This is a genomic window from Agromyces sp. S2-1-8 (assembly GCF_021129215.1).
GTDB lineage: Bacteria > Actinomycetota > Actinomycetes > Actinomycetales > Microbacteriaceae > Agromyces > Agromyces chromiiresistens.
On the sequence record NZ_JAJOLP010000001.1, the window covers coordinates 3,103,958 to 3,118,235 of the forward strand.

Consider the following 14,278-nt stretch of genomic DNA (forward strand, 5'->3'; position numbering starts at 1 on the left):
TTCCGGGCCTGCACCCGGACAGGGGCAGACCATCAATGGCGGACGGGACTCATTTCGAGCCGCTCATTACTTGTCACTCATTGGTGATCACTAGCCGTTCAGCCTGTTCTCTACGTTGGTGGTGCTCACCTCGCCGCGGATGCGGAGCGCCCGCGCGAAAGCACGACGCCGGACTGCGAGGCGGTAGCACTCGAGCGTCGGATGCAACCACGCGCCTCTCCCCGGAAGCACGGCCGCATCGTCTGCGACCACCTGGGATTCCTGGAGAACGACCCTCAGAAGCGAGGATCGCGGGGCGTGCGAACGGCATCCGATGCACGTTCTGACGGGTTCCATCTTACACTCTGCGCTCATGCCCCGCCGACGGGGCCACCGACCGGGGTCGAAACCGCCTCGCGGCGGTCAGCCCTGCTCGAGGATCGAGTCGGGCTGGATGTCGATCTTCGCTCCCGTGAGCTTCGCGGCGAGCCGGGCGTTCTGCCCCTCTTTCCCGATCGCCAGCGACAGCTGGTAGTCGGGCACGAGGGCGCGCACCGCGCGCGTCTGCTCGTCGATCACGTAGGCGCTCGTCACCTTCGCCGGCGAGAGGGCGGAGGCGACGAAGGTCGCGAGGTCGTCGGACCAGTCGACGATGTCGATCTTCTCGGCGCCGAGCTCGGCGGTCACGGCGCGCACGCGCTGGCCGAGTTCGCCGATCGCTGCGCCCTTCGCGTTCACACCGGGCTGGTTCGCACGCACCGCGATCTTGGTGCGGTGGCCGGCCTCACGTGCGAGGGAGACGATCTCGACGACACCCGAGGCGATCTCGGGCACCTCGAGCGCGAAGAGCTTGCGCACGAGCGCGGGGTGCGTGCGCGAGACCGTGATCGACGGACCCTTCGCCCCCTTCGCGACGCTCGTGACGTACACGCGGATGCGCTGGCCGTGCGGGTACTCCTCGCCCGGAACCTGCTCTTCGGGAGGCAGGATCGCCTCGACCGTCCCGAGGTCGATGTGCACCATCTTCGGGTTCGGCCCCTGCTGGATGATGCCCGCCACGATGTCGCCCTCACGGCCGCGGAACTCGCCGAGCACCGCATCGTCGGCGATGTCGCGCAGGCGCTGCATGATGACCTGCTTCGCGGCGAACGCCGCGATGCGACCGAAGTCGTTCGGAGTGTCGTCGGCCTCGCCGATCACGTTGCCCTCGTCGTCGAGCTCGGGCACGTAGATCGTGACGTGCCCCGACTTGCGGTCGAGCTCGGCGCGGGCGCCGTTCGGGTTCGAATGCCCGTGCTGGTTCGGGTTCTGGTGCTTGAGGTAGGCCATCAGGATCGCCTGCTCGATGATCTGCACCAGTTCCTCGAACGGGATCTCCTTCTCGCGCTCCACCATGCGAAGCATGCTGAGGTCGATATCCATCTCCGGCCTCCTCTATTCAGCTCTCAGGCCGCTTCCCCTCGGAGCGGACATTCAAGCCTATCGGATGCCGCGAGCCGCCGTCACCCGCGGAACGGGTCCGTTCGAGGCATCCGCAACCCGGCGGTCAGTCCCCCGGCACCGACGGCGGGGTCGCCCTGGCGGGCGCCGAGGGCAGCGCGTTGATCGCCCGGATCACCTCGTGCAGCTCGCCGACCCGGTGCGGGTCGAGCTCGAACACGAGTCGCGGCTTGTCGAGCGCGTCGCGGTCGGCCTGCTCCGGGGCGAGCGGCTCGGTGCGGGCGAAGCGCCCGCTCGTGAGCAGCCGCCCGAAGCGACGGTCGAGCTCGGCGACCTCGGCATCGCTCGGTTCGGCGTTGAGCCGGAGCACGAGGCGGTCGCCGACCCAGCGGAGCGAGTCGTAGTTGCGCCAGAAGCCGGTGATCTCGGCGACCGCCTCATCCACCGAATCGGTGATCAGCACGCGATCGAGGTCGCCCGGCGAGACCATGCCGAGCGGTGCGAGCTCGGTCTCGACGTACCGCCGCAGGCTCGTCCAGTAGGTGCCCCCCTCGGCGTCGAGCAGCACGATCGGCATGGGCTCAGCCTTGCCGGTCTGCTGCAGGGTGAGGAGCTCGAACGTCTCGTCGAGCGTGCCGAACCCGCCGGGCAGGCAGACGAATCCACGCGACTCCTTCATGAGCATGAGCTTGCGGGTGAAGAAGTACTTCATCGTGACGAGCCGCTCGTCGACGGCGATCGCGGCGCTCGGCTTCTCCTCGAACGGCAGTCGGATCGACACGCCGATCGCGAGCGCGGGACCGGCGCCTTCGGCCGCCGCCTGCATGATGCCCGGTCCTGCCCCGGTGACGACCATCCAGCCGTCATCGGCGAGCGAGGCGGCGACGCCCTGCGCCTGGCGGTACAGCGGGTCGTCGGCGGCGATGCGTGCCGACCCGAAGACGGTGACCTTGGGAACGGCGGTGTACGGCGCGAACAAACGGAACGCCTGCCGCATCTCCTCGAGGGCCGCCGCGGTGATCTTCAGGTCGAGCCGGTCGGTGCCGTCGAGCCCGAGCCGCGCCCCCGACGCGAGGATGCGCTCGATGAGCGCTCGGTTCCGCCCGGCGCCGATCTCGGCGACGAGGGCGGCGACCGCCTCGCCGACGGAGTCGGGCAGGGCATCGGGCGACGACGCGACGAACTCACTCACGAGGCCAGCCTGCCACGCCCGCAGCGGTCGGCCGCAGAGACATCCCGTCCGACGCCGCTGACGAACCGGATGCCGCGTGGCCCCCCGACCACGCGGCATCCCCCCATGACGCGGCGAACCCCCTCAGCCGCGCCACACCTGGATGACCGACGGTCGCGGCGCCGCGACCAGCCCGGAGTCGCGGCGGTGGGTCGGCACGTAGTCGGGGAAGTACGAATGCGGCTCGGCGACCGTGCCCTCCTCGCCCGGGTGCTGGACCGCGACGAACACCATGCCTTCGCGATCGTGGATGACGGGCCCGCACGTCTCCGCGTCGCGCGGCACCGAGAGGAACTGCTGCACGCGCCCGCGCTCCTCCCCCTCGAGTCCCACCTTGAAGAGCCCGTCGTTGTAGCCGATCTTGCTCGGCGCGCCGTCGGTCGAGATCCAGAGGTCGCCGACCGAGTCGAACGCGATGTTGTCGGGGCACGAGATCGGCGAGACGAGCTCGGCGGGGAACCCCGAGAAGTAGGGCCGTTCGCCGTCGATCGACGGGTCGCCGCAGAGCAGCAGGATGGTCCAGCCGAACGTGGTGCCCGACTGCCCTGCCGTCTCGGTGAGCTCGAGCACGTGACCGTGGCGGTTGCCCGTGACCGACCCGGTCGGAGAGACGAGCGAGACCGGGTTCGCCTCGTCGACCTGCGCGCGGGTGCGGCCCGAGTTGTTCGTGAGGGCCGCGTAGACCTTGCCGGTGCGCGGGTTGGGCTGCACGTCCTCGGGCCGGTCCATCTTCGTCGCTCCGACGGTGTCGGCCGCGAGCCTCGTGTAGACGAGCACCTCCTCGGTCGACATGCCGGGGATGACGCTCTCGCCGTCCTGCGTGAGCGGGATCCACACGCCGGAGCCGTCGAAGGCGCCGTCGCTCGGCAGTGCACCCGTGCCGGTGATCTCGGCCGCGGGCGAGTCGCCGGTGAACTTCGCGACGTAGAGGTCGCCCTCCTCGAGGAGGGTCATGTTGCGACGCCGCGCGGCCTTCGAGCCCGAGGGGTCGAACACGCGCTTCGAGACGAACTTGTACATGTAGTCGTTCGCCTGGTCGTCGCCCATGTAGGCGACCGCGCGACCGTCCTCGCCGATGATGACGTTCGCGCCCTCGTGCTTGAACCGGCCCATCGCCGTGTGCTTTCGCGGCGTCGAGGTCGGATCCTCGGGGTCGATCTCGACGATCCAGCCGAACCGGTTCGGCTCGTTGACGAATCCGGGGTCCTTCGCGTTGAAGCGCGGATCGATGCGTTCGAACGTGTAGGTCGACTTCGTGCTCGGCGTGGCCCGGTAGCGCTTCTGCCCGGCGGTGTCGGCCGCCCAGACGAAGTAGCCGTCGAAGTTCTCCTCACCGGAGAGCACCGTGCCCCACGGCGTCGTGCCGCCCGCGCAGTTGCCGAGCGTGCCCTTCACCCAGCGACCCTCGGCGTCCTCCGCGGTCTGCAGGAGGACGCTGCCTGCAGCGGGACCGGTGACCTCGAACACGGTGTCCGCGGTGATGCGGCGGTTGCGGCGTCCGTCGATGAGGTAGCGCCACGGCTGCCCGAGCTTCGAGCGGCGCAGCTCGACGACCGAGAAGCCGTGCGCAGCCTTCGCGATCGCCGCGCGCTCGTCGAGCACGGCGGCGTCGGTCGAGGGGGCGAACATGATGGCGGGGTTCACGTACTCGTGGTTGTTCACGAGCACGCCCGTGCGGCCGCTGCGGTCCTGCAGGATGTCGAGGTAGTCGCAGTTGTAGCCGAACTGGCCGGCCTGCGCCTCCGGCGTCTGGTGCTCGAAGTCGAGGGCGGGCACGCTCGAGAAGAGCGGGTCGCCCCAGCGGATGATCGGCTGCCACGTGTAGCCCGCCGGCACCGTCACGTCGTCGACGAGCATCGGCACCGGGTCGATCGCGTCGAACGGAAGCCCGCCCGTCGCGCCGGACGCCCCGCCGCCGGGAGCGGCGAACGCCGAGCCGCTCGGCGACGCCGCGGCGAGCGCGATGCCCACTGCGCCGGCCGCGCCGAAGCCGAGCAGGGCCCGGCGCGTCAGCGCGGCCGAGGCGACATCGCGGAAGTGCGCGTTGGTCGTCGTGTTGCACTCCGGCCCGATGCAGGCATTGGCGCACTTGAAATGGCAGGTCACGGCCGAGCGCTTGCCGCGCACGTGGTCGGCCATCGGGAGCAGCTGGATGTCGGTGATCGTCACGGATCGTTCCTCACGCCGTCGGTCAAGGGGGTCGAGTGCAGGCTGCACGCCGAAACCGAAGCCCCACGGGATGGGGGGTGTCCGGAACATGAACGCCGTCCGAACGATCGGGTCCGGCGCGACCCGGACGACGAGCCGCGCCTCCCACGCCGTGCCCCCGCGATCCTGAAGAATCGGTATCGCCCACGATCGAGACCGCGCGGCCGATGGGCCGCCAGAGCCGGAGGACGCCCGAATGCCCAGCTCCCGCGCGAAGCGGCGCATCCAGCGCCAGCGCAGCGAACTCAAGAACACCGCCTACGAGATCTTCATCGGCCTGCTCTCGATCCTCTCGATCGCGAACCTCGTGCTGATGTACCTCTTCCACGCGGAGGAGTCGCTGCAGCTCATCCTCTCCGTCATGAACGCGTTGTTCAGCGCGATCTTCCTCGCCGACTTCATCTACCGCATCTCGACGGCACCGTCCGCATCGGGCTACTTCTTCCGCGGATTCGGGTGGGCCGACCTGCTCGCGAGCCTGCCGTTCGCGGAGCTGAAGGTATTGCGGCTGTTCCGCGTGCTCCGCGTGATCCGGCTGCTGCGGGAGCTCGGCCTCCGCACGATCTGGGGCACGCTCATCCACGACCGGGCGAACAGCACGCTCATGACGCTCCTGCTGCTCGGCGTGCTCGTGCTGCAGTTCGGCAGCATCTCGATCCTGGCCGTCGAAGAGGATGCCGAGGGCGCCAACATCACCTCGGCGTCCGATGCGATCTGGTACACGATCGTCACGATCTCGACCGTCGGCTACGGCGACCAGTACCCCGTCACCAACCCGGGCCGCCTGATCGGCGCCCTCATCATCATCGTCGGCGTCGGCATCTTCGGCACGTTCACGGGCTACCTCGCGAACCTCTTCCTCGGGCCGCAGAAGGCGGCGGAGGCCGCCGACGCCGCACTCGAGCCGGAGACGGCACCCGCCGATGCGACCGTGGACGACGTCGCCGGAGGCGCGGTCGCGGCGCCCGTCGACACGGGCACGACGGCGGCGGGCGACGCCGATGCCATCGTCGACGAGACCGAGCCCGTCGCCGCCCGGGAGGCGGCCGGCGCCGCGTCACCCGCCGAGCTCAGTGCGCGGCTCGAGGCGCTGATCGCCCAGTCGGAGGAGACGGCCGCCGAACTCCGCCGCCTGCTCGCGGATGCCGCGCCGGGGCGCTGAGCCGACGTTCGCTGGGCGCCGCGGCCGCCGGCGCGGGCCGAACGAGCGCCCGCTCCCGGCGAACGAGCGGGCTCAGGCGTCGAGCGCGGCGACCACGCCGTCGATCGGCACCTGGGAGCGATCGCCGGTCGCCCGGTCCCAGACCTCGACGACGCCGTCGGCGACACCGCGGCCCGCGATCACGATCGTCGGCACGCCGATGAGCTCGGCGTCGCCGAACTTCACGCCGGGCGACACCTTGGGCCGGTCGTCGTAGAGCACGTCGCGGCCGGACGCCTCGAGGTCGGCCACGATGCGGTCCGCCGCCTCGAACGCCGCCTGGTCCTTGCCGGTGGCGACGACGTGCACGTCGAACGGGGCGACCGACGGCGGCCAGATGAGGCCCTTGTCGTCGTTGTGCAGCTCGGCGATGATCGCGAGGATGCGCGTGACGCCGATGCCGTACGAGCCCATCGTCACCGTCGCGAGCTTGCCGTTCTCGTCGAGCACCTTGAGTCCGAGCGCCTCGGCGTACTTGCGGCCGAGCTGGAAGACGTGCCCGATCTCCATGCCCCGCGCGAGCTCGACCGGGCCGGAGCCGTCGGGAGCGGGGTCGCCGGCGCGCACGTCGGCGATGTCGATGACGCCGTCGGCGACGAAGTCGCGGCCCGCGACGAGCGAGAGCACGTGCTTCTCGTGCAGGTTGGCGCCGGTCACCCAGGCGGTGCCGTCGACCACGCGCGGGTCGACGAGGAAGCGGATGCCGCTCGCCGACTCCTCGCCGAGCACGGGGCCCTCGGGCGACCACGGCCCGATGTAGCCCTTGACGAGCGCGGGGTGCTTCGCGAAGTCGGACTCGGTCGCGGCCTCGACCTCGGCCGGGGCGAACGCCACCTCGGCGCGCTTCAGCTCGACCTCGCGGTCGCCGGGCATGCCCACGGCGACGAGTTCGCGTGTGCCGTCGAGGTGGGTCAACGCGAGCACGACGCACTTCAGCGTGTCGGCTGCGTGCCAGGGCCGGTCGGCGCGCGGCTCGTGGTCGTTGACGTGGTCGACGAGGCTCAGGATCGTCGGGGTGTTCGGCGAGTCGAAGATGCGCGCCTCGGGCCGGCCCTCGATCGGCAGCGGCTCGGGCGCGAGCGTCTCGAACGCCTCGACGTTCGCTGCGTAGCCGCCGGCCGAGCGCACGAAGGTGTCTTCGCCGACGGGCGTCGGGTGCAGGAACTCCTCGCTCTTCGAGCCGCCCATGGCCCCTGCGTCGGCCTTCACGATGACGTACTCGAGGCCGAGCCTGGTGAAGATGCGCTCGTACGCGTCGCGCTGCGCCTGGTACGAGGCATCAAGCCCCTCGTCGGAGACGTCGAACGAGTACGCGTCCTTCATGGTGAACTCGCGACCGCGCAGGAGCCCCGCACGGGGGCGCGCCTCGTCGCGGTACTTGTCCTGGATCTGGTAGATCGTGAGCGGAAGGTCCTTGTACGACGAGTACAGGTCTTTCACGAGCAGGGTGAAGACCTCTTCGTGCGTGGGGGCCAGCAGCAGGTCGGCCTCCTTGCGGTCCTGCAGGCGGAAGAGCGCGTCGCCGTACTCCGTCCACCGGCCGGTGACCTCGTAGGGCTCGCGCGGCAGCAGCGCCGGGAAGTGCACCTCGTGGGCGCCGGCCGCCTCCATCTCTTCGCGCACGATGCGCTCGATCTTCGCCTTCACGCGCAGGCCGAGCGGCAACCACGCGAAGATGCCCGGCGCCTGGCGCCGGATGTAGCCGGCGCGGACGAGCAGTCGGTGGCTCGTGACCTCGGCGTCGGCGGGGTCTTCGCGGAGCGTGCGGAGGAAGAAGTTCGAAAGGCGTGTGGGCACCCGACGATTCTACTGAGAAGGCCGGATGCCTCGGGGCCGCGCGGCCCCGAGGCATCCGGCCGCCGCGATCGCGCGACGGAGGGAGGTCTCCGCGGCGTGCTCGCGCGTCAGGCCGGGCAGGGCCCGAGGTCGCGCCAGGCGCCCCACTCGCCGCCCGAGCCCGGCACCTCGCCGCGGGTCCACCACTTCGCCGCCCACGTGCGGCCGCCCGAGCTCGCCTGCTGGCCGGCCGTGTACACCTGGTCGGCCTGCCACGCGACCGGGCAGTCGTCGCCCGAGCCGCCGCCGCTCGAGGGGCCGCCGACGTTCACGTCGATGCAGCTGTAGAAGGCGTTCGTCGTGTCGGCGACGTTCCAGCGGGCGAGGATGGTGTGCTCGCCCGCCGGCAGCCCCGTGAGGATGTGCTGCACGGTCGCGGCCGGCTGGGCGCCGAAGTCGTTGACGCGCTTCCACAGCGCACCGTCGACGAAGTACTCCCAGCTCTCCGTGGCGTGGCGCGCGGTGAGGTGCCACTGGATGGTGACGGTGTCGTCGACGCCCTTGCGCGGCCACGGCTTCGTCGCGTCGTCGAGGATCGCGAACGCAGGGTTGCCGCCACTGCACCGGAGCGACCCTTTGGGCGCCTCGACGCTCTGCGGCTCGTATTCGACCTGACCGCAGGCGAACGAGGTCAGCCCCTGCGAGCAGTAGTCCTGCCGGCTCGGCGGGTCGTCGACCCAGCCGTGGCCGCTCGCGGCGGCGGCGCCGGCGAACGGGAGGACGAGCCCTCCTGCGAGGGCGATGACGAGGGCCAGGCGACGCGGATGCTTCATGACGTGCTCCTTCGATCGAGTGCCTCGGCGCGGACGCCCCGCGCCAGCGCACACGGTAGGGGTCGGGGCGGACGACCGCATTCGCAATCCTGCGTAGGCGACTGCGTAGGCACCCCTGACCTCAGGCCTCGGCCCGACGGCTCGCGCATGGCCTAATGTGCTCGCATGGGTGAGTCGAACGCACCGTTCTCCGTCGAGGTCTCCTCCGAGGCCTGGCGGGCCGAAGCCGACCGCTGGATCGCGGAGTCGCTCGCCGGGCGCGACGTCGTCGTCGTCGGGACCCGACAGCCGCGGGTGCGCCCGTGGTCGACGCAACTCGTCGTCGAGGTGGCAGGACCGTCGGGAGCCGCCCGGTACTGGTTCAAGGCGAACTGCCGCGCGCAGTCGTTCGAGCCCGCCCTCCAAGCGCGACTCGCAACGCTCCTTCCGGGCGATGTCGACGCCCCGATCGCGGCCGACCCCTCCAGGGGCTGGATGCTCACCGCCGACCGCGGAGCGACGCTCGCAGATCGGCACGACCCCGCCGCCGAGGACTGGTCGCGCGTCATCGACGAGTGGGCGCGCGTGCAGCGCTCCTTGGCCGGGCGCTCGGCCGAAGTGCTCGGCGCCGGCGTGCCCGACTGCTCCCCCGGAACCGTGCCGGCCCGCTTCGCCGAGCTGCTCGGGCTCGTGCTCGCCCTGCCCACCGGTCATCCCTCGGCGCCCGATGCGGCGACCGCGGCCTCGCTCGTGGCCGCGGCCGACCGCGTCGCGCTCGCCGCCGAGGCGCTCGACGAGGGCGGCCTGCCCGCGACCCTCCAGCACGGCGACCTGCACCCCGGCAACGTGTTCGCCTCGGACGACGCCTCTGACGGGCTGCGCCTCTTCGACTTCGGCGACGCGCAGTGGGCGCACCCGGTCGAGGCCCTGCTCGTGCCCCGCGCCGTGATGGAGTACCGCGGCATCGACCCAGAGCCCGTCGTCGCGGGATTCCGCGAGGCCTGGGCCGACGTCGCGCGGTTCGACGACGCCGAGTGGGCCCGGCTCGTCGCCGCGGCCGAGACGACGCACGCGGTGAACCGGGCGCACACGTGGTGGGGATGCCTCGCGCAGGCCACCGACGACGAGACCGCGGAGTGGGGTGAGGCGGTGCTGCGGCACCTCTCGCGGGTGCTCGGTCCGTCCGGCGACTCGTAGGCTGGGCGCATGCCCGCCCGCCGACCGCACCTGGCTCCGTCCGTCGCGCAGAGCGAGCTCGCCGCGTCCCTCGCCGACCTGCGTGCGTCGATGGCGCTGCCCGACGGCTTCGCACCCGAGGTCGTGGCCGAGGCCGAGGCATCCCGGCCCGAGGCACCCGGTCGCGACCTGCGCGACCTGCCGTTCGCGACGATCGACCCGGCGGGGTCGACCGACCTCGACCAGGCGATGCACCTCGCGCGCCGAGGCGACGGCTTCCTCGTGCACTATGCGATCGCAGACCTGCCCGGTTTCGTGCGGCCCGGCGGATCGGTCGACCGGGCTGCGCGTGAGCGCGGGCAGACGCTCTATGCTCCCGACGGTCGGGTGCCCCTGCACCCGCCGGTCATCGGCGACGACCGGGCGTCCCTCCTGCCCGGCGTCGACCGTACCGCCTACGTGTGGCGCTTCGAGCTCGCCGCCGACGGCACCCTCGGGACGACGGCGGTCGAGCGAGCGCTCGTTCGCTCCCGGGCGCGCCTCGACTACTCCGGGGCGCAGGCGCTCATCGACGACGGCGACCGGGAGTCGCCGGTCGCCCTCCTCGGCGAGATCGGGCGCGCCCGCATCGAGCAGGAACGCCGCCGCGGCGGCGCGAGCCTCAACACCCCCGACGAGGAGATCGTGCGCAGCGACGGCGGCTACGACCTCGCGCGCCGCACGCCGCTGCCGGTCGAGGACTGGAACGCGCAGCTCTCTCTGCTGACCGGCATGGCCGCCGCGTCGATCATGCTGGGTGCGGGTGTCGGCATCCTGCGCACCATGCCGAGCCCCGACGACGAGCGGCTCGCCGCCTTCCGCCGGCAGACCGTCGCGCTCGGGCTTCCGTGGCCCGAGGACGAGTCGTACGGCGAGTACCTGCGTCGACTCGACCGCGCCGACCCCGTGGCGCTCGCGGTCCTGCAGGCCGCGAGCGGGCTCTTCCGCGGTGCCGGCTACGCCGCGTTCGACGGCGCACCGCCCGCGGAGACGATGCAGGCGGCGCTCGCCGCGCCGTACGCTCACGTGACGGCGCCGATCCGCCGGCTCGTGGACCGATGGGGCCTCGTCGTGTGCGAGGCGATCGTCGCCGGGCGCGAGGTGCCCGCCTGGGCGCGTGCGTCGCTCGCCGAGCTGCCTGCGATCATGGCCGCCTCCGAGCAGCGGGCGGGGCGCCTCGGCGCGGAGTCGATCGCACGGGTCGAGGCGGCGCTCCTGCGCGACCGGGTCGGCGAGCGGTTCACCGCGACCGTGCTCGAGCTCAGGGGCGACCGCGCGGTCTTCCAGCTCGAGACGCCCGCGGTGACGGCGAGCTGCCCCGCGCCGGCCGACGCCGCGCCGGGCGGCGCGATCGAGGTCGTGCTCGAGGCGGCCGACATCGGCACCGGCACGGTGCGGTTCGGCGCGGCGTGAGCACTCTCACAAGCGGCGGCGCCGAACGGGCGACGACTCACGCGCAGGGCGTGCCGAACGACGCTAGGGCGTGACGACCGTCGGTGCGCCCACCGGGGCGTCGGTGCCCATCTCGTCGGCGATGCGCTGGGCCTCGGCGATGAGCGTCTCGACGATCTCGGCCTCGGGCACGGTCTTGATGACCTCGCCCTTCACGAAGATCTGCCCCTTGCCGTTGCCGCTCGCGACGCCGAGGTCGGCCTCGCGCGCCTCGCCGGGGCCGTTCACGACGCAGCCCATGACGGCGACGCGGAGCGGCACGGTGACGTGCTTGAGGCCCTCGGTCACGTCGTTGGCGAGCGTGTACACGTCGACCTGCGCACGCCCGCACGACGGGCACGACACGATCTCGAGCTTGCGCTCGCGCAGGTTCAGCGACTGCAGGATCTGCAGCCCGACCTTGACCTCTTCGACGGGCGGCGCGGAGAGCGAGACGCGGATGGTGTCGCCGATGCCCTCGCCGAGCAGGATGCCGAACGCCGTCGCCGACTTGATCGTGCCCTGGAACGCGGGACCCGCCTCGGTGACACCGAGGTGCAGCGGCCAGTCGCCGCGCTCGGCGAGCATGCGGTACGCCTTCACCATGACGATCGGGTCGTTGTGCTTGACCGAGATCTTGAAGTCGTGGAAGTCGTGCTCCTCGAAGAGCGACGCCTCCCACACGGCCGACTCGACGAGCGCCTCGGGCGTCGCCTTGCCGTACTTCTCGAGCAGGCGAGGGTCGAGCGAGCCGGCGTTGACCCCGATGCGGAGCGACACCCCAGCAGCCTTCGCACGGGCCGCGATCTCGCCGACGCGGTCGTCGAACTTGCGGATGTTGCCGGGGTTGACGCGCACCGCGGCGCAGCCGGCGTCGATCGCGGCGAACACGTAGTTCGGCTGGAAGTGGATGTCGGCGATGACCGGGATCTGGCTCTTCTTCGCGATGATCGGCAGCGCCTCGGCGTCGTCGCGGCTCGGCACGGCGACGCGCACGATGTCGCAGCCCGACGCCGTGAGCTCGGCGATCTGCTGGAGCGTCGCGTTGATGTTCGTCGTCGGCGTCGTGGTCATCGACTGGACGCTCACCTGGGCGTTGCCGCCCACGAGCACCTTGCCCACCTTGATCTGGCGCGACTTGCGTCGGGGGGCCAGGACTTCGGGGACCTTCGGCATTCCGAGATTCACAGCAGGCACGAGGCAAGTCTAGTTGCGCGAGGCCGAGCGTCGGCCGCGAGTGGATGCCTCAGGCGGATGCAGCCCGAGGCATCCCTTCGCCCTCAGTCGCGATGAGCGCGACGAGCGCCTCCAGGAACTCGGCCGGCCGCTCGAGATGGGGCGAGTGCCCGCAGCCGTCCAGTTCGACCTCGGTGACCGCCCCGCCGCGCTCGGCGTAGCGGGCGAGCACGGCGCGGGTCTGCGACACCATCGGCTGCGGCGGTGCGACCTCGTCGCCCGGCCAGCCCGGGATGATGCCGGCCTTGCCGAGCTGATTGAGGTCGAAGAACGAGGCGTCGCCGACGATCGCGTCCTGTGCACCGTGGATCCACAGCACGGGCGGCTTCTCGGCGACGTCGACGATGGCCGAGGTGTCGAAGTGGGTCGGCGCCATCGTGTTCAGCACGCCCCGCCCGCCGGGCGCGAACCCCGGCCAGTTCGCCGAGCCCGAGGCATCCCCGGGGTAGTGGTCGACGCCGGTGGCGGTCGACAGCATCGAGGCGACCCAGATCGACTCGAGCTCGGAGGCGAAACCGGGCGCGACGTAGCTCGACCGGTACACCGTGAGCGGCGAGGTCGGCGACTCCTCGGTGCGGTCGCCCGCGGCGAGCCGGGCGACGAAATCGGGGTTCGCTCCCCCGCCGCCCGTGCCCGCCGCATCGTCGACCAGCAGCGTCCCGTCGAGCCGGGTGCCGCCGAAGCCGTACGGCGAGACCGTCGACTGCAGGGTGAGGCTCGCGACGAGCTCTGGGCGGTCGATGACGAGCTGCATGGCGACCCCGCCGCCCATGCTCCAGCCGACGAGGTGCACGGCGCCGAGGCCGAGCTCGTCGATCACCGATGCGACGTCGTCGGAGAAGTCGCGCACCCCTCGCGTGGCGTCGACCGGCAGCGTCTCGCTGTCGCCGAAGCCGCGCAGGTCGATCGCGATCGCGCGCACCGAGGCCGGCAGCGCGAGCATGACGGGCTGCCAGAACAACGACGACGAGACGTTGCCGTGGACGAAGACGACGGTCGCGGACTGCTCGCCCGGCACCGCGGGGCGCTCGAGCACCCCGGCGCGAAGGCGCGGCGTGGCCACCTGCCGGGCCAGGATGCCGGGCAGGATCGTGTCGACCACGGCTACCCCACCGCGGAGGTGTCGAGGGGCGGCTCCGTCGCGGCGACGACCTCGTCGACGTTGACGCCCGGCGCGCACTCCACGAGCACGAGCCCGTCGGCCGTGACGTCGATCACCGCGAGGTCCGTGATGATGCGGTCGACGACGCCCTTGCCGGTGAGCGGCAGCGAGCACTCGTCCACGATCTTCGGCGAGCCGTCCTTCGCGACGTGCTCCATGAGCACGATGCGTCGGCGGGCGCCGTGCACGAGGTCCATCGCGCCGCCGGGTCCTTTCACCATCTTGCCGGGGATCATCCAGTTGGCGAGATCGCCGCGCGCCGAGACCTGCATGGCGCCGAGGATGGCGGCGTCGATCTTGCCGCCGCGGATCATGCCGAAGCTCAGGGCCGAGTCGAAGTACGCGGCGCCGGGGAGCACGGTGACGGTCTCCTTGCCGGCGTTGATGAGGTCGGGGTCGACCGCGTCCTCCGTCGGGTACGGCCCGACGCCGAGGATGCCGTTCTCCGACTGCAGCAGGATCGTCGTGCCCTCGGGCACGTAGTTCGGCACCAGCGTCGGCAGGCCGATGCCGAGGTTCACGTACGATCCGTCGCTGAGTTCACGGGCGGCGCGGGCCGCCATCTCGAGGCGGGTGAGTGCCATGGC

Annotated in this window: 12 protein-coding genes; 3 read left to right on the forward strand and 9 right to left on the reverse strand. The window is 71.6% G+C overall.

Annotation, left to right across the window (positions count from 1 at the left end; translation table 11 throughout):
* Positions 1 to 90: 90 nt before the first annotated feature.
* From LR269_RS14280 to LR269_RS14295, 4 genes are all read right to left on the reverse strand, one after another.
* Positions 91 to 354, reverse strand: coding sequence for a YlxR family protein (locus LR269_RS14280; RefSeq protein ID WP_308191657.1), 264 nt, complete (start codon positions 352 to 354; stop codon positions 91 to 93).
* Positions 355 to 402: 48 nt separating this feature from the next.
* On the reverse strand, positions 403 to 1,401 hold the full coding sequence (nusA, locus tag LR269_RS14285; protein WP_231431426.1) for a transcription termination factor NusA: 999 nt from the start codon (positions 1,399 to 1,401) through the stop codon (positions 403 to 405).
* 124 nt (positions 1,402 to 1,525) lie between these two features.
* A complete protein-coding gene (locus LR269_RS14290; protein ID WP_231431427.1) occupies positions 1,526 to 2,611 on the reverse strand; it encodes a TIGR00730 family Rossman fold protein in 1,086 nt (361 codons plus the stop codon).
* A 123-nt stretch (positions 2,612 to 2,734) separates the two neighbouring features.
* Entirely contained in the window at positions 2,735 to 4,789 is a 2,055-nt protein-coding gene (locus tag LR269_RS14295; protein WP_231432357.1) for a PhoX family phosphatase, read from the reverse strand.
* A gap of 265 nt (positions 4,790 to 5,054) precedes the next feature.
* Between LR269_RS14295 and LR269_RS14300 the strand changes: the two genes are divergently transcribed.
* On the forward strand, positions 5,055 to 6,020 hold the full coding sequence (locus LR269_RS14300; RefSeq protein ID WP_231431428.1) for an ion transporter: 966 nt from the start codon (positions 5,055 to 5,057) through the stop codon (positions 6,018 to 6,020).
* Between the two features lie 72 nt (positions 6,021 to 6,092).
* On the opposite strand, the gene LR269_RS14305 is transcribed toward LR269_RS14300, so the two are convergent.
* Both LR269_RS14305 and LR269_RS14310 read right to left on the reverse strand, forming a co-directional pair.
* Positions 6,093 to 7,856 carry a proline--tRNA ligase gene (locus tag LR269_RS14305; RefSeq protein WP_231431429.1) on the reverse strand — a complete coding sequence of 588 codons (1,764 nt, stop codon included), beginning with the start codon at positions 7,854 to 7,856 and terminating at the stop codon, positions 6,093 to 6,095.
* A gap of 107 nt (positions 7,857 to 7,963) precedes the next feature.
* Positions 7,964 to 8,668 (reverse strand): lytic polysaccharide monooxygenase, encoded by a 705-nt coding sequence (locus tag LR269_RS14310; RefSeq protein WP_231431430.1) that lies wholly within the window; start codon positions 8,666 to 8,668, stop codon positions 7,964 to 7,966.
* 165 nt (positions 8,669 to 8,833) lie between these two features.
* Between LR269_RS14310 and LR269_RS14315 the strand changes: the two genes are divergently transcribed.
* Both LR269_RS14315 and LR269_RS14320 read left to right on the forward strand, forming a co-directional pair.
* Positions 8,834 to 9,844, forward strand: coding sequence for a phosphotransferase (locus LR269_RS14315; protein ID WP_231431431.1), 1,011 nt, complete (start codon positions 8,834 to 8,836; stop codon positions 9,842 to 9,844).
* Between the two features lie 9 nt (positions 9,845 to 9,853).
* Positions 9,854 to 11,275: an RNB domain-containing ribonuclease gene (locus LR269_RS14320; RefSeq protein WP_231431432.1), complete on the forward strand. Its 1,422-nt coding sequence runs from the start codon at positions 9,854 to 9,856 to the stop codon at positions 11,273 to 11,275.
* A gap of 63 nt (positions 11,276 to 11,338) precedes the next feature.
* Here the strand turns inward: LR269_RS14320 and ispG are convergent, their stop codons facing one another.
* From ispG to LR269_RS14335, 3 genes are all read right to left on the reverse strand, one after another.
* On the reverse strand, positions 11,339 to 12,469 hold the full coding sequence (gene ispG / locus LR269_RS14325; protein ID WP_231432358.1) for a flavodoxin-dependent (E)-4-hydroxy-3-methylbut-2-enyl-diphosphate synthase: 1,131 nt from the start codon (positions 12,467 to 12,469) through the stop codon (positions 11,339 to 11,341).
* A gap of 70 nt (positions 12,470 to 12,539) precedes the next feature.
* The gene (locus tag LR269_RS14330; RefSeq protein ID WP_231431433.1) at positions 12,540 to 13,631 is read right to left on the reverse strand and encodes an alpha/beta fold hydrolase; all 1,092 of its coding nucleotides are present in this window, start codon (positions 13,629 to 13,631) and stop codon (positions 12,540 to 12,542) included.
* 2 nt (positions 13,632 to 13,633) lie between these two features.
* Complete coding sequence (locus LR269_RS14335) at positions 13,634 to 14,275, reverse strand: CoA transferase subunit B (RefSeq protein ID WP_231431434.1); 642 nt, start codon at positions 14,273 to 14,275, stop codon at positions 13,634 to 13,636.
* Positions 14,276 to 14,278 lie beyond the last annotated feature (3 nt).